This is a genomic window from Pantoea sp. RIT-PI-b, from assembly GCF_001187905.1.
GTDB classification, from domain to species: Bacteria; Pseudomonadota; Gammaproteobacteria; order Enterobacterales; family Enterobacteriaceae; genus Pantoea; species Pantoea nemavictus.
Window position 1 is genome coordinate 632,984 of the sequence record NZ_LGIS01000012.1, and the last position, 22,577, is coordinate 655,560.

21 protein-coding genes are annotated in these 22,577 nt (G+C 53.2%); 11 read left to right on the forward strand and 10 right to left on the reverse strand.

Annotation, left to right across the window (positions count from 1 at the left end; translation table 11 throughout):
- Positions 1–77 precede the first annotated feature (77 nt).
- On the forward strand, positions 78–620 hold the full coding sequence (locus AC790_RS04585) for a cell division protein ZapC (RefSeq protein ID WP_007887369.1): 543 nt from the start codon (positions 78–80) through the stop codon (positions 618–620).
- Positions 621–625: 5 nt separating this feature from the next.
- On the opposite strand, the gene AC790_RS04590 is transcribed toward AC790_RS04585, so the two are convergent.
- The gene (locus AC790_RS04590; protein WP_049851036.1) at positions 626–1,735 is read right to left on the reverse strand and encodes a YcbX family protein; all 1,110 of its coding nucleotides are present in this window, start codon (positions 1,733–1,735) and stop codon (positions 626–628) included.
- Positions 1,736–1,840: 105 nt separating this feature from the next.
- Between AC790_RS04590 and rlmKL the strand changes: the two genes are divergently transcribed.
- The 6 genes from rlmKL (at position 1,841) to rmf (ending at position 9,788) form a co-directional block, all read left to right on the forward strand.
- Positions 1,841–3,958, forward strand: coding sequence for a bifunctional 23S rRNA (guanine(2069)-N(7))-methyltransferase RlmK/23S rRNA (guanine(2445)-N(2))-methyltransferase RlmL (gene rlmKL, locus AC790_RS04595; protein WP_049851037.1), 2,118 nt, complete (start codon positions 1,841–1,843; stop codon positions 3,956–3,958).
- A 5-nt stretch (positions 3,959–3,963) separates the two neighbouring features.
- Positions 3,964–5,874 carry an ABC transporter ATP-binding protein gene (locus tag AC790_RS04600; RefSeq protein ID WP_049851038.1) on the forward strand — a complete coding sequence of 637 codons (1,911 nt, stop codon included), beginning with the start codon at positions 3,964–3,966 and terminating at the stop codon, positions 5,872–5,874.
- A 15-nt stretch (positions 5,875–5,889) separates the two neighbouring features.
- Entirely contained in the window at positions 5,890–7,173 is a 1,284-nt protein-coding gene (gene pqiA, locus AC790_RS04605; RefSeq protein WP_049851039.1) for a membrane integrity-associated transporter subunit PqiA, read from the forward strand.
- A complete protein-coding gene (gene pqiB, locus AC790_RS04610) occupies positions 7,145–8,788 on the forward strand; it encodes an intermembrane transport protein PqiB (protein ID WP_049851040.1) in 1,644 nt (547 codons plus the stop codon). The genes pqiA and pqiB overlap by 29 nt, the downstream gene beginning before the upstream one ends.
- Positions 8,785–9,351, forward strand: coding sequence for a membrane integrity-associated transporter subunit PqiC (pqiC, locus tag AC790_RS04615; RefSeq protein WP_049851041.1), 567 nt, complete (start codon positions 8,785–8,787; stop codon positions 9,349–9,351). The genes pqiB and pqiC overlap by 4 nt, the downstream gene beginning before the upstream one ends.
- A 269-nt stretch (positions 9,352–9,620) precedes the next feature.
- Positions 9,621–9,788, forward strand: coding sequence for a ribosome modulation factor (gene rmf, locus AC790_RS24110; RefSeq protein WP_007887362.1), 168 nt, complete (start codon positions 9,621–9,623; stop codon positions 9,786–9,788).
- 66 nt (positions 9,789–9,854) lie between these two features.
- Here the strand turns inward: rmf and fabA are convergent, their stop codons facing one another.
- Together fabA and AC790_RS04625 are read right to left on the reverse strand one after the other, a co-directional pair.
- Positions 9,855–10,373 carry a bifunctional 3-hydroxydecanoyl-ACP dehydratase/trans-2-decenoyl-ACP isomerase gene (gene fabA, locus AC790_RS04620; protein WP_007887361.1) on the reverse strand — a complete coding sequence of 173 codons (519 nt, stop codon included), beginning with the start codon at positions 10,371–10,373 and terminating at the stop codon, positions 9,855–9,857.
- A gap of 67 nt (positions 10,374–10,440) precedes the next feature.
- Positions 10,441–12,303, reverse strand: coding sequence for a Lon protease family protein (locus AC790_RS04625; RefSeq protein ID WP_049851042.1), 1,863 nt, complete (start codon positions 12,301–12,303; stop codon positions 10,441–10,443).
- A gap of 53 nt (positions 12,304–12,356) precedes the next feature.
- On the opposite strand from AC790_RS04625, the gene matP reads away from it, so the two are divergent.
- Positions 12,357–12,824 carry a macrodomain Ter protein MatP gene (matP, locus tag AC790_RS04630; protein ID WP_007887358.1) on the forward strand — a complete coding sequence of 156 codons (468 nt, stop codon included), beginning with the start codon at positions 12,357–12,359 and terminating at the stop codon, positions 12,822–12,824.
- A gap of 72 nt (positions 12,825–12,896) precedes the next feature.
- On the opposite strand, the gene ompA is transcribed toward matP, so the two are convergent.
- Positions 12,897–13,967: a porin OmpA gene (ompA, locus tag AC790_RS04635; protein WP_049851043.1), complete on the reverse strand. Its 1,071-nt coding sequence runs from the start codon at positions 13,965–13,967 to the stop codon at positions 12,897–12,899.
- A 350-nt stretch (positions 13,968–14,317) separates the two neighbouring features.
- Positions 14,318–14,809: an SOS-induced cell division inhibitor SulA gene (gene sulA / locus AC790_RS04640; RefSeq protein WP_007887356.1), complete on the reverse strand. Its 492-nt coding sequence runs from the start codon at positions 14,807–14,809 to the stop codon at positions 14,318–14,320.
- 222 nt (positions 14,810–15,031) lie between these two features.
- Between sulA and AC790_RS04645 the strand changes: the two genes are divergently transcribed.
- Complete coding sequence (locus AC790_RS04645; RefSeq protein WP_049851044.1) at positions 15,032–15,661, forward strand: TfoX/Sxy family DNA transformation protein; 630 nt, start codon at positions 15,032–15,034, stop codon at positions 15,659–15,661.
- Here AC790_RS04645 and yccS read toward each other — a convergent pair.
- Positions 15,658–17,796 (reverse strand): YccS family putative transporter, encoded by a 2,139-nt coding sequence (gene yccS / locus AC790_RS04650; protein ID WP_049851045.1) that lies wholly within the window; start codon positions 17,794–17,796, stop codon positions 15,658–15,660. The genes AC790_RS04645 and yccS overlap by 4 nt on opposite strands.
- Before the next feature lie 9 nt (positions 17,797–17,805).
- Positions 17,806–18,249 (reverse strand): YccF domain-containing protein, encoded by a 444-nt coding sequence (locus AC790_RS04655; RefSeq protein ID WP_007887353.1) that lies wholly within the window; start codon positions 18,247–18,249, stop codon positions 17,806–17,808.
- A 123-nt stretch (positions 18,250–18,372) separates the two neighbouring features.
- Between AC790_RS04655 and helD the strand changes: the two genes are divergently transcribed.
- Complete coding sequence (helD, locus tag AC790_RS04660; protein ID WP_049851046.1) at positions 18,373–20,427, forward strand: DNA helicase IV; 2,055 nt, start codon at positions 18,373–18,375, stop codon at positions 20,425–20,427.
- Positions 20,428–20,430: 3 nt separating this feature from the next.
- Here the strand turns inward: helD and AC790_RS04665 are convergent, their stop codons facing one another.
- Together AC790_RS04665 and AC790_RS04670 are read right to left on the reverse strand one after the other, a co-directional pair.
- Positions 20,431–20,892, reverse strand: a complete 462-nt coding sequence (locus AC790_RS04665; RefSeq protein ID WP_007887351.1) for a methylglyoxal synthase — start codon at positions 20,890–20,892, stop codon at positions 20,431–20,433.
- Between the two features lie 68 nt (positions 20,893–20,960).
- A complete protein-coding gene (locus AC790_RS04670) occupies positions 20,961–21,587 on the reverse strand; it encodes a DUF2057 family protein (protein ID WP_007887350.1) in 627 nt (208 codons plus the stop codon).
- 177 nt (positions 21,588–21,764) lie between these two features.
- On the opposite strand from AC790_RS04670, the gene AC790_RS04675 reads away from it, so the two are divergent.
- A complete protein-coding gene (locus tag AC790_RS04675; RefSeq protein ID WP_007887349.1) occupies positions 21,765–22,178 on the forward strand; it encodes a CoA-binding protein in 414 nt (137 codons plus the stop codon).
- Between the two features lie 30 nt (positions 22,179–22,208).
- Here AC790_RS04675 and hspQ read toward each other — a convergent pair whose 3' ends face one another.
- A complete protein-coding gene (gene hspQ, locus AC790_RS04680) occupies positions 22,209–22,526 on the reverse strand; it encodes a heat shock protein HspQ (RefSeq protein WP_007887348.1) in 318 nt (105 codons plus the stop codon).
- Between the last annotated feature and the right edge of the window lie 51 nt (positions 22,527–22,577).

A 22,577-nucleotide genomic window follows, 5' to 3' on the forward strand; every position in this document is an offset into this window, starting at 1 on the left:
TGCATTTTCAGCCTTTTCTCAGATTTATTTTTTTAATTAAGCGCCATTTAGCGCAGCGATAAACCACAGGGCAGATCATGAAAATCAAACCTGATGACAACTGGCGTTGGTATTTCGACGCCGAGCATGACCGCATGATGCTGGATTTAGCGGATGGTATGTTATTTCGCTCGCGCTTCTCGCGTAAAATGCTCACGCCCGATGCCTTTAATGTCAGCGGTTTTTGCGTTGATGACGCCGCGCTCTATTTTACTTTTGAGGAGCGCTGCCGCCAAAGTGGATTAAAAGGCGATCAGCGCGCTGAATTAGTTTTAAACGCGTTAGTCGCGAGCCGTTTTCTCAAACCGTTAATGCCTAAGAGCTGGCATTTCACCAATCATGCGCACAGCTGGCAGCCAGCCGCGGGTGAGATGGTTGCCGTGACGCTGGCCGATAGCGGTGAACAAGCACAGCTGTTTGTGGTTGAAAGCGGTGAGAATGCGGCGCTGTGCTTAGTCGCGCAAAACGCGTTAACCGTGGCAGGTAAAGGTATGCAGTTGGGTGATGCGATTAAGATCATGAACGATCGTTTACGTCCGCAGCAGCAGGAGCAAACCGCCCACTTTGCGCGGGCGGTATAATCGGCTTAGGCCAGTTCGATATCGCCTGCGGGAATACAGCTGCAGCTCAGGATAGTGCCATCTGCGCGCACCGCGCTTTTCTTTAATGCCTTCACTTCGCCCGCAACCAGCTTAACTTTGCAACTGCCGCAAATGCCGGCACGACACGAGTAGGGAATGCGAAATCCCTGCATCTCCAACTGCTCCAGCAACACTTGCTGATTGTCGCCGCTAAAGGCGGTGCCCTGATAATCAATGGTCACTTCGCTGTGGCTGCTGGTGGTCGGTGCGAGGGTTTCAACGACCGCACCGGCACCATAAGCGCGCGGCGTTTGCTTCTCAATAATGGTCACCGCATCGCCGACGCGAATAATACCGCTATTCAGCGCGATCAAATTCAGGCCGAAATCGATATCACCGCTGCCATCCTGCGCACTGCGAAAACGCTGTAAGGTGGTGAGCGGCTCGCCCTCAGGATGTTTACGGCCGCTTTCGGTGCCCACGGTAGTAAACACGCAGCGACTGCACGGCTTCGGCATCTCAAAAACGATTTCGCCAATCTGCAGACGTTTCCAGCTGTCCTCTTCCCACGCGGCTGCGCCGCTCACCACCAGATTGGGGCGAAACTGCTCGACGCGCACGCTGGCCGGGCAACGCTGCTGCAGATCCTGCAACGAGGCCATATTCACCAGCAGGAACGGAAAACCATCGGCAAAACTCAGCGGCACGTGATCAAAGCGCTTTACGCGACGCGTGGGTTCCACGCCGGTCCAGCGCAGTTGTACCGGACGCGGGAAAAATGCGCTCAGCCAGCTGTTGATCTCTTCGGGAGCGATACGCGCGGTAAAATGGTTGCCCCATACTTCGGTTGGCGCCTGCTCAGTGGTGAAGTCGGCAAAGCGGATCAGCGCTTGTGTTCCATCGGGCGCCTGCAAAAACAGGCCGTCGGGCAGCAGCGCCGGCGTAAAGCGCACCATCTCCGGATACTGACGCGCCGTAATAAAGGTGCCGTCCAGCTCGGTCACCATAAAGATGCGATCAAAACCCAGACCGCTCTCCAGCACCTGCGCATGCGACAGCTGCAGGCCGCGCATCGATTTAACGGGATGGATAAAAAGGCGAGATAACGTGATCATGGCGTTCCCGATAAAGGTATTTGTCAAAAAGAAGCTAACTTTATGACATAGCACGCTGATTCGCTATAATGCGCAGCAATTTAAGCAAGAGTAAAAAGTGACGATATGAATTCTCTGTTTGCCAGTACGGCGCGTGGGCTCGAAGAGCTGTTGAAAAGTGAGCTAGACGCGCTGGGTGCGCAGGATTTGCAGGTGGTGCAGGGTGGCGTCCACTTTCAGGCCGACGACCATGTAATGTACCAAAGCCTGCTGTGGAGCCGTCTGGCTTCACGCATTTTGCTGCCGCTGGGAGAATTTGGCGTCTGGAGCGATCTCGATCTTTACGTGGGCGCGCAAAGCATTCCCTGGACCGAGATGTTCGATAGCAACACCAGTTTTGCCATCCACTTTAGCGGCACTAACGAAGTGATCCGCAACAGCCAGTTCGGTGCACTGCGTATTAAAGACGCCATCGTCGACAGCTTCACCCGCCAGAACCTGGAGCGTCCGAACGTCGATCGTGAACAGCCGGGCATCCGTATCAATGCGTGGTTGAATAAAGATCGCGTCAGCATCGCCCTGGATCTGAGCGGTGATTCTCTGCATCAGCGCGGCTATCGCCAGCAAACCGGCGCCGCGCCGCTAAAAGAGACCTTGGCCGCGGCGATTGTGATGCGTTCCGGCTGGCAGAGCAGCACGCCACTGGTCGATCCAATGTGTGGTTCCGGTACGCTGCTGCTGGAAGCGGCGTTGATCGCCTGCGATCGCGCACCTGGCCTGCTGCGAACCCATTGGGGCTTTAATCGCTGGAAGAAACACAACCAGGCGGTTTGGCAGGAAGTACACGCGCAAGCGAAGGAGCGCGCACGCGTTGGTACCGCCGCGGCGACCGCCCGTTTCTTTGGCTATGATAACGACAGCCGCGTGCTGGAATCTGCGCGCGCGAACGCCCGTCGTGCAGGCGTGTTCGAGCTGTTCACCTTTGCGCAGCAGGATGTCATCAAGCTGAAAAATCCGCTGGCTGGCCAAGAGATTACCGGCACGGTATTGAGCAACCCGCCGTACGGTGAGCGTCTGGAAAGTGAGCCGGCACTGATTGCGCTGCACAGCCAGCTCGGTCGTATCATGAAGCAGAATTTTGGCGGCTGGAATCTGTCACTGTTCAGCGCATCTCCAGAGCTATTAAGCTGTCTGCAACTGCGTGCCGATCGCCAGTTTAAAGCCAAAAATGGGCCGCTGGAGTGCGTACAGAAAAACTACCAGCTGGCCGCGACCAGCGCCGAAGGCGGCGCGCAGATTGCCGAAGATTTTGCCAACCGTCTGCGTAAGAATCTTAAGAAGCTGGATAAGTGGGCGCGTCAGTCAAATATCGACTGCTATCGTCTGTACGATGCCGACCTACCTGAATACAACGTGGCGGTTGATCGCTACGCTGATTGGGTGGTGATCCAGGAATACGCGCCCCCGAAAACCGTGGACGCCAACAAAGCGCGTCAGCGTCTGTTTGATGTGATCAGCGCCACGCTGAGCGTGCTGGAGATCCCGGCAAACCGTCTGGTGATGAAAACGCGTGAACGTCAGAAAGGCAAAAGTCAGTATCAAAAGCTGGGCGAGAAGGGCGATTTCTTTGAAGTGCAGGAATTTGATGCCCGCCTACTGGTGAATCTCACCGATTATCTGGATACTGGCCTGTTCCTCGATCACCGTATTGCGCGGCAAATGCTCGGCAAAATGAGCGCAGGTAAAGATTTCCTTAATCTGTTTGCTTACCCCGGCACCGCCAGCGTGCACGCCGGTCTGGGCGGAGCGAAAACCACCACCACCGTGGATATGTCGCGTACCTATCTGGAGTGGGCTGAGCGCAACCTGCGTCTAAACGGGTTGACCGGACGTCAGCACCGCCTGATGCACGCGGACTGTCTGAGCTGGCTGCGCGAGAGTGACGAACAGTTCGATTTGATCTTTATCGATCCGCCGACGTTCTCTAACTCTAAGCGTATGGAAGACGATTTCGACGTGCAGCGCGATCACATGATGCTAATGCAGAACCTAAAACGTCTGCTGCGTCGCGGTGGCACCATTATGTTCTCCAACAATAAGCGCGGCTTCAAAATGGACCTCGACGGTTTAGCTCGTCTTGGTCTGCAGGCGCAGGAAATTACCCAAAAAACGCTGTCGCAGGATTTCGCGCGCAACCGTCAAATTCACAACTGCTGGCTGGTTAGCCACGCCGGTAAGGAATAAGTTTTATGTCACTGATCAGTATCCATGGCGCTTACCTCTCATTCAGCGATGCGCCGCTGTTGGATAACACCGAACTGCATATCGAAGAGGGCGAACGCGTCTGTCTGGTTGGCCGTAACGGCGCCGGTAAATCGACGCTGATGAAAATCATCAACGGTGAACAACCGCTGGATGACGGCCGCATCATTTATGAGCAGGATTTGGTGGTAGCGCGTCTGCAACAGGATCCGCCACGCAACATCACCGGTTCTGTCTACGACTTCGTTGCCGAAGGCGTAGCCGAGCAGGCTGAACATCTCAAGGCTTATCACGCTATTTCCCATCTGGTGATGGAAGATCCGAGCGAGAAGAACCTGAACGAGATGGGCCGCCTGCAGACCATTCTGGATCACCAGAATCTGTGGCAGCTGGATAGCCGCATCAATGATGTGCTGCTGCAGATTGGCCTCAATGCCGATACGGAGTTGTCTTCACTCTCCGGCGGCTGGCTGCGTAAAGCGGCATTGGGACGCGCGTTGGTGAGCAACCCGCGTGTGCTGATGCTTGACGAACCGACTAACCACCTCGATATCGAAACCATCGACTGGCTGGAAACTTTCCTCAAGACCTTTAGCGGCAGCATTGTCTTCATTTCGCATGACCGTTCGTTTATCCGCAACATGGCGACGCGCATTGTCGATCTCGACCGCGGCAAGCTGGTTTCCTGGCCGGGCAATTACGATCTGTTCCTGACCGGCAAAGAAGAAGCGTTGCGCGTGGAAGAGATGCAGAACGCAGAATTCGACCGCAAGCTGGCACAGGAAGAAGTGTGGATTCGTCAGGGCATCAAAGCGCGCCGTACGCGTAACGAAGGCCGCGTACGTGCTCTGAAAGCGCTGCGTAACGAACGTTCTGCGCGTCGCGAAGTGATGGGTAAGGCCAACATGCAGGTCGGCGAAGCGGCACGCTCGGGCAAAATTGTGTTTGAGATGGAAGATGTCAATTACAGCGTGGGTGGCAAAACCCTGGTGAAAGACTTCTCAACTCAGGTGCAGCGCGGCGACAAAATCGCCCTGATTGGCCCGAACGGTTGCGGTAAAACGACCTTGCTGCGTTTGATGCTGGACCAGCTAAAAGCCGACAGCGGCCGCGTACATTGTGGCACCAAGCTGGAAATTGCTTACTTCGATCAGCATCGCGCTGAGTTGGATCCGGATCGTACCGTGATGGATAACCTCGCCGAAGGTAAGCAGGAAGTGATGGTAAACGGTAAGCCGCGCCACGTGCTCGGCTATCTGCAGGACTTCCTGTTCCACCCGAAACGTGCCATGACGCCGGTGCGTGCGCTGTCCGGCGGTGAGCGTAACCGCCTGCTGCTGGCGCGTCTGTTCCTTAAGCCAAGCAACCTGCTGATCCTCGATGAACCGACCAACGACCTCGACGTCGAAACGTTGGAGCTGCTGGAAGAGCTGGTGGATGGTTATCAGGGTACCGTGATGCTGGTGAGCCACGATCGTCAATTCGTTGACAACACCGTGACGGAGTGCTGGATTTTTGAAGGCAACGGCGAGATCGGCACCTTTGTCGGCGGCTATCACGATGCACAGCAGCAGCGTTCGGCTTATAAACAAGGTAAAGCCTCTCAGGCGAAATCCGCTGCACCGGTGAAAACCGCAGAGAAAAGTGAAGCCACCAAACGTCCCGCCAGCAAGCTAAGCTATAACCTGGCACGTGAACTGGAACAGCTGCCGCAAAAGCTGGAACAACTGGAAACACGTATCGGTGAATTACAGGCCAAAATGAGCCATCCGGACTTCTTCAGTCAGCCACATGATGAAACACAGCCGGTATTGGATGCGTTAGCGCAGACCGAACAGGAGCTGGAAGTGGCGTTTGAACGTTGGGAAGAGCTGGAAGCGCTGAAAAACGGCGCGTAATCGGAAGGAGTCAGCATGTGTGCAGCGGATCAGGCGCATCAGTGGAGTCTTTGTCCACAGTGTGATTTAACAGTAAAGCTGCCCGCTGTCCCGGTCGGCAGCCGTGCGCGTTGCCCGCGTTGTCACACCACGCTGCTGGCCAACTGGCAGGAGCCGCGTCGACGTCCGACCGGCTACGCCATTTCGGCGTTATTTATGCTGGTACTGGCCAATCTGTTTCCTTTCATCAATATGCACGTCGCGGGTTTGAGCAGCCAGATATCGCTGCTCGAAATCCCGCAAGTGATGGATCGCGAAGACTATCGTAGCCTCGCGACCCTGTTTCTGCTGTTTGTGCAAGGCATCCCCGCCTTCTGCATGATCACCATTATCCTGCTGGTCAACAACGTCCGCATGCCGCATAACCTGCGGTTGGGTTTAGCGCGCATTCTATTTCAGCTGCGTAGCTGGGGCATGGCCGAAATCTTTATGGCGGGCGTGCTGGTCAGTTTCGTGAAGCTGATGGCTTACGGTGAGATTGGTCTCGGCAGCAGTTTCTGGCCGTGGTGTCTGTTTTGCGTGCTGCATTTGCGCGCGTTTCAGTGTGTCGATCGTCGCTGGGTATGGCAGCGCATTGATCCGATGCCGCCGTTGCCCAAGGTTCCGCAGGCTGGAATCAGCGGCCTTAAGCAAGGTTTGCGCAGCTGTCCTTGCTGTACTGCCATTCTGCCGGCTGCCCAACTTGCTTGCCCACGTTGTGGGGTAAAAGCGCATGCACGCCGCAAGCACAGTTTGCAATGGACGCTGGCGCTGTTGATCACCTCGGTGATGCTTTACATTCCCTCCAATATCATGCCGATCATGGTGACCGAAACGCTCGGTTCGCAATATCCTTCGAACATTATGGCCGGGGTGATTTTGCTGTGGAGCGACGGATCATGGCCGGTGGCTTTGGTGATTTTCATCGCCAGTATTATGGTGCCATCGCTGAAAATGCTGGCGATTGCCTGGCTGTGCTGGCACGGCAGCGGACGCGGTGGGCGCGATGATGAAAAGATGCACGTGGTTTATGAGGTGGTTGAATTCGTTGGCCGCTGGTCAATGATTGATGTGTTTGTAATCGCCGTTCTCTCCGCATTGGTGCGGATGGGAAGGTTGATGAGTGTGTATCCTGCGCCGGGCGCGTTACTGTTTGCCATGGTGGTGATTCTTACCATGTTTGCAGCAATGACCTTTGATCCGCGCCTGCTGTGGGATCGACAACGGGAAACTGAACGTAAGGAGCCGCGTCTTGACGGACAACCATCACGAGACTGCTAAGGTCGACCAGATTAAACGCTGGTCACCGGTGTGGATTGTACCCATCGTTACGCTGTTAATCGGCGGATGGATTCTTTTTTATCACTTTAGCCATCAAGGCCCGGAAGTGACGCTGATTACTGAAAATGCCGAAGGCATTGAAGCCGGTAAAACGACCATCAAAAGCCGCAGCGTAGACGTTGGGGTGGTAGAGAGTGCGGTGCTTACCGATGATCTTCACCATGTGGAAATTACGGCACGCCTGAACTCCGGCATGGAGAAGTTGTTGCAGGGAGACAGCGCTTTCTGGGTGGTAAAACCGCAGATTGGACGCGAGGGCGTTACCGGTCTTGGTACGCTACTTTCGGGCGCCTACATTGAGCTGCAGCCAGGCTCTAAAGGCGTTAAACCAGAGCGTTACCAACTGCTGGATGCTCCGCCGCTAGCACCCCCTGATGCAAAAGGTATTCGCGTCACGCTCGACAGTAAAAAAGCCGGTCAGCTTAATGCGGGCGATCCGGTGCTGTTCCGCGGTTATCGCGTCGGTACGGTAGAAGCCAGCAATTTTGATACCGATAAACGCATGATGACCTATCAACTGTTTGTCGCCGCGCCTTACGATCGCCTAATTACCACTAACGTACGTTTTTGGAAAGACAGCGGCATTGCCGTGGATATGTCGGCTTCCGGTATGCGGGTGGAAATGGGATCGCTCACCACGCTGTTTAGCGGAGGCGTCAGCTTCGATGTGCCGGACGGCGCTGAACTGGGTCGAGCTGCGGAGAACAAAGCGGAATATCATCTGTTCGACGATCAACGCAGCATCCAGGATTCGCTGTATACCAATCACACCGATTTCCTGCTGTTCTTCACCGATTCGATTCGTGGCCTGCAGGTTGGCGCGCCGGTTGAGTTCCGCGGCATTCGTCTGGGTACCGTCTCGCAAGTTCCGTATATGATTCCTGGCGTCAATCAGGCGCTTAATAACGACTATCGCGTGCCGGTGTTAATTCGCATTGAACCCGACCGCTTTGTTAATCGTCTGGGTGGAGATTTCAATCTTGAGCAGCATCTGCAGGAAGGTAAAAAACGCGGTCTGCGTGCCACGCTGAAGACTGGTAGCCTGTTGTCGGGCGCGCTGTTTATCGATCTCGATTTCTACGATAACGCGCCGGCTTATAAAGGTCCGAACGAAGTTGCCGGATTGGAAGTGATTCCAACCGTCAGCGGTGGCCTGGCGCAGATTCAGCAGAAACTGATGGCGGCACTGGATAAGATCAACGGCCTGCCACTCAATCCTGTGCTGAATGAAGCGACCGGAACCTTGAAAGAGAGCCAGCGTACCCTGCAGCAACTGCAAAAAACATTGGATAACCTCAATCAAGTCACGGCGAATCCAGCAATGAAAACCTTGCCTTCAGACATGCAGCAAACCCTGCGCGAACTGAATCGCAGCATGAAAGGGCTGCAACCGGGATCGCCGGCTTACAGCAAGCTGGTGGGCGATATGCAGCGGCTGGATCAGGTGCTACGTGAATTGCAGCCGGTGCTGAAAACGCTGAATAGCAAAAGTAATGCGCTGGTGTTTGAAGCCAAACCGGGCCAGGATCCACAGCCAAAGAGGGCGAAACAGTGAAAAAAGGGCTAATTATCGGTGCGTTGCTGCTGTTAGCAGGGTGCAGCAGCACCATTGAAAACACCTATTATCAGCTGCCTGCGGGCAGCAATGTGGCGCGCGTTGAGAGTGCTGGAGGAACTGGCCAACCCATGATTTGGGTCGAGCAGGTAACGGTGCCGGATTATATGGCGGGTAACGGTTTGGTTTATCAGACCAGCGATGTGAAATACGTGATTGCTACCAATAACCTCTGGGCCAGTCCGCTCGACCAACAGCTGCAGCAAACGCTGATCAGTAATCTCAGCAAAGCGCTGCCCGGCCGACTGGTCGCCGGTTCGCCGCTTGGCGAAACTCACGACACGCTTTCAGTCAACGTTACTGGTTTCCAGGGACGTTATGATGGACAAGTGGTGGTGAGTGGCGAGTGGTTGTTGCAGCATCAAGGACGCCTAATCAAACATGGCTTTAATCTGACACTGCCGCAAACTGAAGATGGCTATGATGCGTTGGTGCGCACTTTGGCTCTCGGTTGGCAGCAAGCAGCGCAACAAATTGCGAATAGTGTCGTTTCGCTAAATTAAGATTTGTTCGAAGCTTATGCTAAGTCCTTGATTTGCTGTAGTGTGACCGCAGTCAAATCAGGGGCTTTTTTTATTGGCTAATCAGCCAGATATACAATTAACTGACAATTCCAGATGTCGAATTGACGTCAAATTCATGACATTGGCGTGAATTTTGCGCATTGACCTTTCTTCTGCGTCGGGTTAGAACATTACTGTGGTTGAACATTATATCGCCACTCTTTCTTTCCACCCAGATTCCACCAGACCTGAAATGAGGGAAACGAGGCATGAAGAGACAGAAGAGAGACCGCCTGGAACGAGCACATTCACGAGGCTATCAAGCCGGTATTACGGGCCGCTCGAAAGAGATATGCCCTTATCAAATGATCGATGCGCGGTCTTACTGGTTGGGAGGTTGGCGTCAAGCCATGGAGGACAGGTCGGCGGTGGCCTAGCATTGCCGGATGTCTATCATTAAGGAAGAAACCTCCGCTGCGTGCGGAGGTTTTCGTTTGGAAGGATTAGAAAGCTGACGTGTCTTTGAACAGACCCACTTTCAAATCAGTCGCGGAGTAAATCAGGTTGCCGTCGACGAACACTTCACCATCTGCCACGCCCATTACTAGCTTGCGGTTAATGACACGCTTGAAGTGAATTTTGTAGGTCACTTTTTTAGCGGTCGGCAGAACTTGTCCAGTGAACTTCACTTCGCCCACGCCCAATGCACGGCCTTTGCCTTCAGCACCCAGCCAGCCGAGGTAGAAACCAACCAGTTGCCACATGGCATCGAGGCCGAGGCAGCCAGGCATTACCGGGTCGCCAATGAAGTGGCAGTCAAAGAACCACAGATCAGGGCGGATATCCAGTTCGGCTTCTACGAAACCTTTGTCGAATTTACCGCCGTCTTCGGTCATCTTGACCACGCGGTCCATCATCAACATGTTGTTGGATGGAAGCGGCGGTCCATTTTCGCCAAACAGTTCGCCGCGACCCGAGGCAACCAGGTCTTCTTTACTATAGGATTCGCGTTTATCTACCATGTTCTCAATATGCCTTCTTTTAGTGAAGCCCGAATATTAGCGAACAGTTGTACGCTGAGCAATGTTATCAGCTGTGGTTGAACCAGTTGAGCCAACGCAGTGGCCACGGACGCAGGCGTGCTTCCTGCTGATTCAACTGCGTAATACGTTCCTGAATGGTGCTAAGCAGTGATTCGCCGCTTTCACTTTGCCAGGCAATCCCGGTCAGTAGCGGCAGCGCTTCATCTACACTCTCAATGGCCCAGAGATGGAATTGTCCGGCCTTCACCGCTTCCACCACTTCCTGATTCAGACTGAGATGGCGCGCATTACTGGCAGGGAAAATCACACCTTGCTTGCCGGTCAACTCACGGGAATTACAGATGTGGAAGAAACCTTCAATTTTTTCATTCAGACCACCGACCGGCTGCACGTTACCAAACTGATCGACTGAACCGGTTACCGCAATCTGTTGGTTAACCGGCTGGTTAGCCAACGCACTGATTAGCGCGCACAGTTCAGCCAGCGAGGCGCTGTCGCCATCCACTTCTGAATAGGATTGCTCAAACACCAGCGAGGCGGAGAAGGGCAGCTGCTGCTCCAGTTCCAGTTCAGCAATCAGGTAGGCCTGCATAATCATCATGCCTTTCGCATGAATATTGCCACCCAGTTCGGCTTTACGCTCCACGTCAGTGAACTCGCCATCGCCTGGATGGACCACACAGGTAATACGCGACGGTTCGCCCCACGGACGTGGATGGCCCGGAAACTCAACCACGGAGAGGCCATTGATTTGCCCAACCACTTCGCCTTCCGTTTCAATCATGATCTGATTGAGCAGGATTTCATCACGCATGCGGTCGGCAAGGAAACCTTCACGCCACTGGCGCGCTTCCAGCGCTTCTTTTAACGCTTCACCATTCAGGCTATCGCCATGCAGGGCGGTTTCCTGCAACTGGCGGCGCAGCCAGCGAGGGCACAGTGGCAAGGTGTCTTGATCGCCCGTCATACGCGCCGCTTCCGTAATAAGGACTGGCCAGAAATCCGCTTCGGGCTGTGCTAAACCAGCCTGCTCGGCTTGAGTCAGCGTCCACTGGCACCATGACGTCATGTCATCTTCGTCCAGCACCTGCAGACTCTCTTCGAATTCGCTATACAGTGCCATCTCGTGGACTTCAACATCCAGTTCCTGGAAGGCGGCCAGTGCATCACGATCGCCGCATAACACCAGGCGCAACTGCAGCGGAAGCGGTGGAATAGCCACCGGTAGCGGTTGACGTTCATCCTGCGAATACCAGTCGAAGCGACCTTGTTCGATACACTTACGCAGGCGCAACCAAAGCAGCGGTTGTGCCAGAAGGGTGTTCACAGCGAGGATCAGCGTGCCGCCATTGGCGCGATGCAGCAAACCAGGTTCAGGTTGCACGCGGTCTTTATAATGGCGGACACAACCAAAAAGTTGTTCATACTCAATCCAGTCGGCAAAATGTACACCGCCCTGGCTGGTGAACGGGCGATTGTTATCGCTCGGTGGCAGCAAACTTACGGTATCGCCCATTACATGGTAGTCACCGCCGTATAGCGAAACCTCGTCTGGCTGGAAGCGTTGCGCAGCCTCGGCGATGCAGGCAAGGTAATCGCTGTTTTCCTGACTGCGCAGTAACAGCAGGGGAAAACCTAACGTTTGGTGATGTAAATGCGCCAGCGCATTCAGCAGACGCGGCTGAACCGCGGCAAGGCTATCGCAATCTTCCAGTGAGACATTTGAGAAAATGGATTGGTAGCGGTCGCTATCCGGCTGCAGGGCTTGCCACGTAATTTGAGTGCTGGTCAAAATATTCGCATTAGTCTGTTTTAGGAAAAGCGCGATTATACAGGATTCGACCCGGTTAATCACGGCGGAGTTCTGGCCCGAATTGTGACACCAGCAACATGTTTTTCCTTGCTGCATCCAGGAAAAAAGCTGTTATTCTTAGTTTGTTACGTGATCACGATGAGATTCCGATGAAATACCAGCAACTCGAAAATCTTGAAAGTGGATGGAAGTGGAAATACCTGGTGAAAAAGCATCGGGAGGGTGAACTGATCACTCGTCATCTTGAGCTCAGTGCGGCGCACGCTGCGGTGGATGCGCTATTGTCGATGGAGAATAGTCCGGTTGATGTTAACGAGTGGATCGCGCAGCATATTCATCCCGATCTTGAGAATCGCCTAAAGCAGACGATACGTGCCCGCCGTAAACGACACTTTAATGCTGAGCATCAGCACACGCGCAAGAAATCGATCGATCTGGAATATTTGGTTTGGCAACGTCTGGCGGGATTAGCACAGCGTCGCAGCAGTACGTTGTCAGAAACCATTGTGCAGTTAATTGAAGATGCAGAACGCAAAGAGAAGTACGCCAGCCAGATGTCCACTTTGAAGCAAGATCTGCAGGCAATTCTGGGAAAAGGCAGCTCGGACGGCGAGTAAAACTTCTCGCTGCCACTGATTTTCAGCCATAAAAAAACCCCGCCGAAGCGGGGTTTTTTATTGCGTGATAACTTAAGCCTGTGGCTGAGTTACAACGTCTTTGATACCTTTCACGTCGATTTCAACGCGACGGTCTGGCGCCAGGCAGTCGATCAGGGCATTACGGCCTTTCACGCTGTCACAGGTGTTGCCAGTAACTGGGTTAGATTTGCCCATACCGCGTGCAGAGATCTTGTTAGACGGGATACCTTTAGATACGAGGTAATCGACAACAGACTGAGCGCGTTTCTCAGACAGTTTCTGGTTGTACTGCTCTGAACCGATGCGATCGGTGAAGCCCAGTACTACAACAGAACCGTCTTTAGGATCCATTGAGCTCAGCTGGCTGTACAGCTGATCCAGAGCCTGCTGACCTTCTGGCTTCAGAGTTGCCTTGTTGAAGGTGAACAGAACGTCAGACTTCAGGGTGAAACGCTTGGTTTCAACAACTGGAGCTGGAGCTGGAGCCGGAGCTACAACTGGTGCTGCATCATCTTCCTGACCGAAGCGGTAAGAAACGCCGACACTCAGCATGCTGTTGTCTGGACGTGCACCAACGGTACCTGCGTCACCGATGTTGTTAACCCACTGATAGTCCAGGCGAGTTGCCCAGTTTTTGGTCAGTGCGTATTCAACACCAACAGCAGCCAGCGGAGAAACGCCGGTGTCGTGGTCGCTGATGCGGCCAGTAGTTGGGTTGGTCTGAGTAGAGTCAGCACGCCATACCATACCACCCAAACGGGTGTAGACATCGAAGTCTTCGGTGATTGGGTAGCTCAGTTTAGCAGCCAGCTGAACGCCTTGTGCTTTGAACGCGCCATTGGTCACGCTGCCTTTGTTAGGCATGCGGCCTAACCAGTCGTAGCCCAGCTCGAAGCCCAGGTACGGGTTAGCCTGATAACCCATGAACGCACCAGCACCCAGCTGAGATTCGTGAGTTGGACCGTTGTTGTTCTCGTAACCGTTACCGTAGTAACCAGTATCGTGATACTGAGACCAGCCCAGTTTAGCACCGGTATACCAGGTGTTATCTTTAGGTGCGGCCTGCGCTACGGTAGCGAAGCCAGCCAGTGCCACTGCAATTGCGATAGCTGTCTTTTTCATTTTTGCGCCTCGTTATCATCCAAATAGGCAATGAGCAAAAAGGTTGCTCTTTGTGTTAATCCTTCGCCGGGTCTAAACGCTCGCTTTTGACTCTACCGAAAAAACGGAGGTTATTGAGCACCCTGGCGAGCTAAAGTCTACAACGAGATTGGAAACTTACAAGTATGATGTGACGCCGTGCAGCAAAAAAACAGGGATTTATACACACATTTTAACAAATCGCATGGCAAAATCTTCGCCATCAGAAAAGAAAAAAGCGGCTAAACCATTGTCATAGCTGGCGGGAAAAGAATCAGTGGCTTAGCGGCAACTTATGCAAAAAAAATGCTGAGAAAATTCCTGGAATTTACTTAATGAAACAAATCTGACGGAATTTTTGCGGCTTTGGGTTGTCTGGAGAGGGCATATTGGTGTCCCTGAGGACGCAAAATCAGACCAAGCGCTTCACCTTCGGCCGCTGCTTGTTCCAATTCCAGGCGCTCTTCATCACTCAATTCGTACGGAATCCAGGCTAGAACCACGCTATAATTACCCGTGCGCAATGCTTTCACCATACTTTCTACCGTATTAAAGCGCTCAGATTCAGTGATGTGCATACTCTTTTCTAACGGCAATCCCGACTGCTGCATCCAGCTACGGTTCAGTTTATGTGCTGGCGTTAGCCATAACTGCCAACGTGATTGTTCGCTTAGCTGTTTTAACACCGGCAGCAGCATAAGTTGCATCATTCCAGGCTGTTCGCTGGAACGCAGTTCAGTGATTCCACCCAGCGAAGGCTTCGCTAAACTTGATGAAGCGTAACGATGAGAACGATCAGCAGGGCCAGAGAAATGAGTACGCATAATTTAATCACTCAGTAATGAACTGTATGAATATACAGTAATGGCTTCCTGGATAAAGATCAACCTCAATTTCTGAAAACGCCTCGCAATTTCTGCACAAGATTCCTTTCACACGCTTTTATTCATTGAACAGCTAAATCGTTTTTCATATCTTCTAAGCAGATGAATCAAAGAGCTTTTATAGGAAATTTCCCGTCCATGGAATGAAATTAAGGGAGAGTTATGAAAAGAAATAACCCGGTAGTTGAACAATCAAAAGCGCAGTTAGCTGCATTAGGCAAAATCGAATCCCGAACCCAGTTCGGTGGTTATGCATTGACTGTTGAGAAGGTGATCTTTGCCTACATCAATGAGGATGCGCTCTATTTACGAGCCAGTGAGGCGCTTCACGTCTACAACGCACAGCGTTCACTCGAACCCCTGGTATACCGCAAACGTGGCATGCCGGTGACCTTAAGCTACTTCAAAGTTGATAAGCAATTGTGGCAAGACTCTGAGCGATTACTGCAGTTATCGGCCAGCTCTCTTCGGGCTGCTCAGGATGAAGCCGCGACAAGACTTGTCTCGCTGCGGTTGAAAGATCTGCCCAATCTTAGCCTGCGACTGGAGCTCATGCTGCATAAGGTGGGGATCTGCTCAGTGCGGCTACTTTGTGAAACGGGATCGCGGCAAAGCTGGCTGAAACTGCGAGCGTTGAATAAGCATATTGGGTTGAAAACGCTGCTGGCGCTGGAAGGCGCGATATCAGGACATCACGAAGCAGCACTGCCCAGTGAAATTAGAGAGGAACTCTACGCCTGGTATTTAAAAACGCTCCGCCAGCATGCGGCGGCGGAGCATTTACAGCGTTAGTGATTAACAAGGGTACGGCGCAGCCGGGCAATCTCAGGCATTAATGCGACCAACAATCCCAATTGTTGAATGACAAGGGGTGCGCGTGTATCTGGGCTGGTTTTCATCTCGCTCAGGCGCATCATTAATTTGTGCTGCATATCTGTGGCTTGAGCATCTGTGACACGTTCGATCTGCAGCACATCTTCAATGAAGCAGACCGCATCATCCAGCAAAGTAAGCAGCGTATTATCCGCCAGACGCTCGCGATGCGCTCCTAGCGCAGAGATATAGCTGAGGAAGGAGTGATTCAGGCATAACAGCCGAAACGCATTTTCACGTAGTGGTTGTTGAAGCTTGAGCTCACCACTGATGTTGGACACCACGGAGGCGAGCTCAGCATCGGCATTGTGCGCATCGCGACGCGCCACACGATAATCGAGGCGATTATCTTTACCTTGATGGTATTGCAGCATGATCGCATCCAGATAGCGGCAATTGGCGTCAAGTGTCCGGTCGGCCACGGCGGTAATTTTACGAAAGCGCCAATCTGGCCAGACAAACGCAACAGCCAGCCATGCCAGTCCGCAGCCTAGCAAGGTATCGACTACGCGCGGTAACGCTACTTCAAACCCTTCACCCAGTAGGTTAAAGCACAGCAATACCAGCAGGGTGATAAACAAGGTAGCTTGAGCATACTGAATCTGGCGAAAGGCGAAGAACAACACGCCGCTCAACACAATCAGCACCAGTTGGCCTTCGATAGACGGCACCAGCCACAGCACCGGTAAGCCAATAGCGATACCGGCGAGTGTACCGCCGATACGCAACGCCAGGCGCCGTCGGGTCGCGTTGTAGTTAGGTTGGCAGACAAACAGGCTTGTGAGCAATATCCAGTAGCCGCGATCAACACCGGTGATTTGAATAAAGGCATAGCCGACACAAAGCACCAGTGACATGCGCACCGCATGGCGAAATAGCGCGGAATGCGGACTGAGATGACGACTTAGTCGCAAGCGGATATCGGCCCAGCCGCTGAGTCCTTCACGTGAAAGATGGTTATCACTTTGCGGTGAAGGCTCCGCCAGCATCTGCTCCGACTCAATGGATGCCAGTTGCGCATCAATAGCCCGCAGATTACGCAGCAGCCAAAACAGCGCATGGATGTGCGGGTCCTGTGGCTCATTTTGCTGCAGCCGTTGCAGGGCGGTTTCCAGTCGTTCGAAGGTGCGTTCAAAATGGCTGTCGTGATGCCATGGCTGACGCAGCAGAATGGTTTCTGCCAGTTGACGACAGGCCCTCGCCTGCATATTCATTAAACGCTGGAAACGGAATAGCACTTCATTGTAACGCCAGTTATCGCGCAGCAGATGGTATTGCAGATGCGAGGAGCTGGCACGTTCATGAATATCCTGCGCGACAAAATAGTAGTGCAGGCTGCGGCGGGTGCTGCGTGAACCACGGTCGCCGCGTAGCCGACTCTGAATGGTGCTTTTGGTGAGGTTAAGCTGTGCTACCAATTGGCTATTGACCATCGCGGTGGCGACTAAAGTGGCATCATCATGCTCACCGCCATCGGGATCAAACAGGTTAGCTTTAGCTTCGAGATAACGCGCCAGCTGTGAAAAGCTAGCCGCCAGTTGTTCCTGTACCGGACGCACCGGGAACATTAAATGGCCGATGAAGGTTAACAGGTTGTACCAAAGGGCCCCAATCAATAGCAGCGACGGTTGCATCCACCATTGCGGGAATAAGCCAATACCCAACATGGTATAAACCGCAATTAACAGAGCGCCGAAGGCGATGGTGGCATAACGCTGCCCCAGCGCACCGAGCAAAATGAAGCCCCAGCTGGAGAGTGCTAAACCCAAACCGAACGCCCAGGGATGCGGAAACAACAACTCCACCGAAACGGAGGCGATGCAGAAACACACTAATGTGATGACAAGATTGCGTACGCGCCCAACCCAGCGATCGTCGAGGTCGGCCAGCGCTGCAGCAACCACGCCAAGGGTCAGCGGGATCGTCCACTCGATTTGGTGTAGCCACCACGGCACTGCCGCGCATCCTGTCAAAGCAAAGAAGATGCGCAGCAGATAGCGCAAGCTGCTGTTAAACAGATAACGTCGCCAGCCTGGCAAAGCGTCATGCATCATTGAACGGCCTCAGTAACGGCGACGCGCATTGGCTTCACGCGCGGCCTGAGCTTCTTCAACGGATACCACGCGACGGCCCACTGGCCACAGCGCAATGGCAGCGATTTTGAAGTTAGCGATGCCAACCGGAATGCCGATGATGGTCAGACATTGCACAATACCTGCTGAGATGTGGGCCAGACACAGCCACCAGCCAAACAGCAGCAGCCAAAAGATATTCAGGAAAGTGCCGCCGGTGTTCATCACGTGGCTTTTGCTGTCTGGACGCAGCACATCAACATGTACCGCTTCATTGCCGAACGGCAGCAGCGATAATTTGGTGATTTCCCAGCAGGAGCGCGTCAGCGGCAGCGTAAAAATCAGCACAATGCTGACTAATGTGGCAAACAGCCAGCTCAGCGTGGTGAAAAAACCACCGAGAATGAAATTTAGAATATTTAAAACGGTACGCATAACGCGATTTTCCTTTTGCAATCCGCAATATGTGGCGCCAAGTTTAGCCTGTTTTAAGGCTGGAGCGCCAAGAGTCTGACAGGTAAACTGCGCGATAATCGAATTCCTCATGACGGTGCGGACATGGAACTGAAAGCAACATCAATGGGTAAACGTCTGGCACAGCATCCCTATAACCGGGTTCGCCTGTTGGCGGCTGGCGTAGAAGTCAGCGGCGATCGCCATGAATATCTCATCCCATTCAATCAGCTGCTCAACATTGCCTGCAAACGCGGCATGGTGTGGGGCGAGCTGGAATTTTTGCTGCCAGAAGAAAAAGTCGTGCGCCTGCATGGTACTGAATGGCAGGAAACTCAGCGTTTTTTCCACTACTTACAACATGCCTGGCAGCAGTGGAGCCAGGAGATGAGCGAGGTCAGCGCTGAGGTGCTGGTGACGTTGGAACAGGAAATCCTCGCCTTTACGGAGCAGGACCGCTGGCTAAAACGCAGTGAGCTCAGCGCGGTGAAAGAGAGCATTAGCCGTCAGTTCTCCGCCTTACCATTACCTCTCGAACGGATTGCCGAGTTCGATAACTGCCGTGAACGCTGGGCGTTCTGCCAACAATGGCTGGAGCAAGGTGAAACGGCCATCAGCCAACGCAATCGCGCATGGACCAGCAAGATCCTCAAGGATTATCAGGAATTTTTCTCCACGATCGAAACCACGCCGCTCAATCCATCGCAATGTGAAGCGGTGGTCAACGGCGAAGATGCGCTGCTGGTGCTGGCGGGGGCGGGCAGCGGCAAAACCTCGGTGCTGGTGGCACGTGCAGGCTGGCTGCTGAAGCGCAAGCTGGCGCAACCCGATCAAATTCTGCTGCTGGCGTTTGGACGTCAGGCGGCGGAAGAGATGAATGACCGCATTCAAACTCGCCTTGGCGAAAGCGCCATTCAGGCGCGTACTTTCCATGCGCTGGCGCTGCACATCATCCGCGAAGGCAGCAATAAACACCCGGTGATCAGTAAACTGGAGAGCGACAGCAAAGCGCGTCGACAGTTGCTGATCGAGACCTGGCGTGAGCAGTGCAATAGCAAGAAGGCGCAGGCCAGCGGCTGGCGCCAGTGGTTGCAGGACGAGTTGGAGTGGGAAATCCCCGAAGGCCCATTCTGGCAAGATGACAAACTGGCGCAGCGTATCGCCTCGCGTATGGAGCGTTGGCTCGGATTAATGCGCATGCACGGCGGCGCGCAGGCGGCAATGATCGCGGATGTAGCGGAAGAGCAGCGCGACAATTTCAGCAAGCGCGTCAAGCTGATGGCACCGCTGCTAAAAGCGTGGAAAAGCGCGCTGAAAGATGAGGGGGCGGTCGATTTTTCCGGGCTGATTCATCAGGCGATTGCCATTCTGGATAAAGGGCGTTTTATCAGCCCGTGGAAACATATTCTGGTCGATGAATTCCAGGATATCTCACCGCAGCGCGCCGCACTGCTGACGGCACTGCGTCAGCAAAATAAGCGTACCAGCCTCTACGCAGTAGGCGATGACTGGCAGGCGATCTATCGCTTTAGCGGGGCCGAGATGAGTCTGACCACCGCGTTCCATCACTATTTTGGCGATGGCGACCGTTGTGTGCTGGATACTACTTATCGCTTTAACGATCGCATTGGTGAGATTGCCAATCGTTTTGTGCAACAAAACCCGCATCAACTGCGCAAACCGCTTAATAGTCTGAGCAAAGGTAATAAGAAATCGGTGACGTTGCTGCCGCACGATCAGCTGGAGCCGCTATTGGATAAATTAAGTGGCTATGCCAAATCGGATGAGCGTGTGCTACTGCTGGCGCGCTATCACCATTTGCGTCCCACTGTGTTGGATAAAGCCAAAACGCGCTGGCCGAAACTGCAACTGGATTTCATGACCATTCACGCCAGTAAAGGTCAGCAGGCAGATTTCGTCATTGTGCTGGGCCTGCATCAGGGACGCGACGGCTTCCCGGCAGAAGCGCGTGAATCGATCATGGAACAGGGTTTGTTGCCGCAGCCGGAGGATTTCCCGGATGCGGAGGAGCGACGTTTGGCGTATGTCGCAATGACGCGTGCACGCCAACAGGTGTGGCTGATGTTCGATAAAGATCGGCCTTCGGTTTTTGTCGAACACTTCCGCGAGCTGGGTGTACCGCAAAGCCGCAAGGCCTGATGATTACGATTTCAGGCGATCGGCGAGGTAACGCTGATAGTCTGGAATCTGGATCTCAATCTGCTCGGCAAACTTCGGTGACTGGATAATAAAATCTGCGGTGGTGCGATTATTGGCCACCGGGATGTTCCACACCGTTGCCAAGCGCAGTAACGCTTTTACATCCGGATCGTGCGGCACAGCGTTCAACGGATCCCAGAAGAAAATCAACACATCAATTTTGCCTTCCGAAATCAACGCACCGACCTGCTGATCGCCACCCATCGGCCCGCTCAGCATGGCGTTAACATCCAAACCGGTATGACGATTTATCAGGTTACCGGTCGTACCGGTGGCGTACAGCACATGAGTTTGCAAGGTACTTTGGTTGATTTGCACCCACTCCAGCAGCGAGGCTTTACAGTGGTCATGTGCAACGAGGGCGATATGTTTTTGAACCTGAAGGGTACGAACGGTCTGCTCCATAAGGCTTCCTGTTTCTTCTCATGCATTATTTGTTAATGCAGGAGTTTACCCCTGGCGTTTCATTACTATCAACTTGCGCGTAAGGTTTTCATCCAGCTAATAAAACGCAAACGGGTTGCAGCATCAAAACGCTTGAACCAGCCTTGTAAAGCGGGTAGATCGCTGACGTCTTGCCAGGCGTAATCGAGATTCAGCTGTGCCTCATTAGCACTGAGCGAATGGAGGGCAAAGCGTGGCACCGAAGCCGCGTGCGCATCGCGATTGTAATTCACCATCGCTTTTTCAAAATCGTTATCACTTGCCCGCGGCAGGTGGTCGCGCAAGCTAGTAATTTCGATGCCTCGCTCATCAATCAGTTGAAAGTTCAAGGTTTTATCAAAAGCGTTGCGCTCACGACGGTTATTTAAGGCAGGTAAGCGGATAGCAACAGAATGGGCGTTGGCATTAAAAGTGACAATCATGGGCACCGACTGAAAATGCGTGGCATCGGCAGCCGGTTTTTCTACACGGAAGAGAAACTGATGCTGTCCACGTTCCAGCTCAAGACTTCCAGCGCCTTTCAATAAAGAGCCGGAAATTTTGCGACCGTCTAACACCAACAGTTCGATCTCGGGATCGAGCTTAAGCGTAATGGCATGACAGGATGCTGATACGAGCAACATGAGTAAACCCGTAGCAGTAAAGGACAGCTTCATTGCAACTCCCGGCAAAAGGGGGGTAATCGAATATGTGTAGCAAAGTATTACATTATGGCAGTAAATTTACATTTTTACATATTTATTCGTGCGGCTGCGCAAACTTCTGGTGCACAGCATTAGCAGCGTAAAGTGCAATGCCAACTACACTTAGGCGAATGAACCAGGAGAAAAAAGATGAATGATCAAACAATTCGCGATGTGCTCACCAAAACTAAACGTATCGCATTAGTAGGCGCCAGCGATCGCCCCGACCGACCAAGCTATGGCGTAATGAAATATCTGCTCGATCAGGGCTACGAGGTGATTCCGGTCAGTCCGAAACTGGCTGGTCAGCAGCTTCTGGGCCAAACGGCTTATGCCACGCTGGCAGATGTTCCGGGAAAAGTGGATATGGTAGATGTGTTTCGCAATGCCGAAGCGGCATGGGGCGTGGCGCAGGAAGCGATCGCCATTGGTGCGGATACCTTATGGCTACAGCTGGGTGTGATTAATGAGCAGGCTGCAGTGTTAGCGCAGGACGCGGGTATGACGGTGATCATGGATCGTTGTCCGAAAATTGAAATTCCGCGCTTGGGAATAACGCACTAAAAGTAACGGCGACCTGAGTCGCCGTTTTGATTAATGGCGCAGGCTGGGTGCCTGCAGCTGCTGCCGAATTGAAGCGGCCAGCTCATCCATGGAAGGTTGTTCAGGATGTTCGAACGAGGTTTCACCTGCCAGTTGAACCTCAGCCACGTAAGTGTGCACCTGATCGCCTTCTTCATCTTCCATTACCACGTGATACCAAGGCGCGGCGCGTAATGTTTCGCTAGAGGCGACATCATCCACCTCTGGCTCATCAAGCGAAAACTCCGGATCGACATCCACAATAACGCCGAGCACCCCGGAGAGACGGTGTCGGACCTGCTGTCCAATTCCAAATTTAGTCGTAATCATTGTGACCTCCCAAAAGACTGCCCTGTTACCAATATGGAGGCAGGGACAGCG

Coding starts and splice junctions, on each gene's coding strand:
- AC790_RS04645 (WP_049851044.1), top strand. CDS start 15,032: ATGAAAAGAAATAACCCGGTAGTTGAACAATCAAAAGCGCAGTTAGCT.
- rlmKL (WP_049851037.1), top strand. CDS start 1,841: ATGAATTCTCTGTTTGCCAGTACGGCGCGTGGGCTCGAAGAGCTGTTG.
- ompA (WP_049851043.1), bottom strand. CDS start 13,967: ATGAAAAAGACAGCTATCGCAATTGCAGTGGCACTGGCTGGCTTCGCT.
- AC790_RS04670 (WP_007887350.1), bottom strand. CDS start 21,587: ATGAAGCTGTCCTTTACTGCTACGGGTTTACTCATGTTGCTCGTATCA.
- pqiA (WP_049851039.1), top strand. CDS start 5,890: ATGTGTGCAGCGGATCAGGCGCATCAGTGGAGTCTTTGTCCACAGTGT.
- AC790_RS04655 (WP_007887353.1), bottom strand. CDS start 18,249: ATGCGTACCGTTTTAAATATTCTAAATTTCATTCTCGGTGGTTTTTTC.
- yccS (WP_049851045.1), bottom strand. CDS start 17,796: ATGATGCATGACGCTTTGCCAGGCTGGCGACGTTATCTGTTTAACAGC.
- AC790_RS04665 (WP_007887351.1), bottom strand. CDS start 20,892: ATGGAGCAGACCGTTCGTACCCTTCAGGTTCAAAAACATATCGCCCTC.
- fabA (WP_007887361.1), bottom strand. CDS start 10,373: ATGGTAGATAAACGCGAATCCTATAGTAAAGAAGACCTGGTTGCCTCG.
- rmf (WP_007887362.1), top strand. CDS start 9,621: ATGAAGAGACAGAAGAGAGACCGCCTGGAACGAGCACATTCACGAGGC.
- hspQ (WP_007887348.1), bottom strand. CDS start 22,526: ATGATTACGACTAAATTTGGAATTGGACAGCAGGTCCGACACCGTCTC.
- matP (WP_007887358.1), top strand. CDS start 12,357: ATGAAATACCAGCAACTCGAAAATCTTGAAAGTGGATGGAAGTGGAAA.
- AC790_RS04600 (WP_049851038.1), top strand. CDS start 3,964: ATGTCACTGATCAGTATCCATGGCGCTTACCTCTCATTCAGCGATGCG.
- AC790_RS04590 (WP_049851036.1), bottom strand. CDS start 1,735: ATGATCACGTTATCTCGCCTTTTTATCCATCCCGTTAAATCGATGCGC.
- AC790_RS04585 (WP_007887369.1), top strand. CDS start 78: ATGAAAATCAAACCTGATGACAACTGGCGTTGGTATTTCGACGCCGAG.
- helD (WP_049851046.1), top strand. CDS start 18,373: ATGGAACTGAAAGCAACATCAATGGGTAAACGTCTGGCACAGCATCCC.
- AC790_RS04675 (WP_007887349.1), top strand. CDS start 21,765: ATGAATGATCAAACAATTCGCGATGTGCTCACCAAAACTAAACGTATC.
- AC790_RS04625 (WP_049851042.1), bottom strand. CDS start 12,303: ATGCAGCAAGGAAAAACATGTTGCTGGTGTCACAATTCGGGCCAGAAC.
- sulA (WP_007887356.1), bottom strand. CDS start 14,809: ATGCGTACTCATTTCTCTGGCCCTGCTGATCGTTCTCATCGTTACGCT.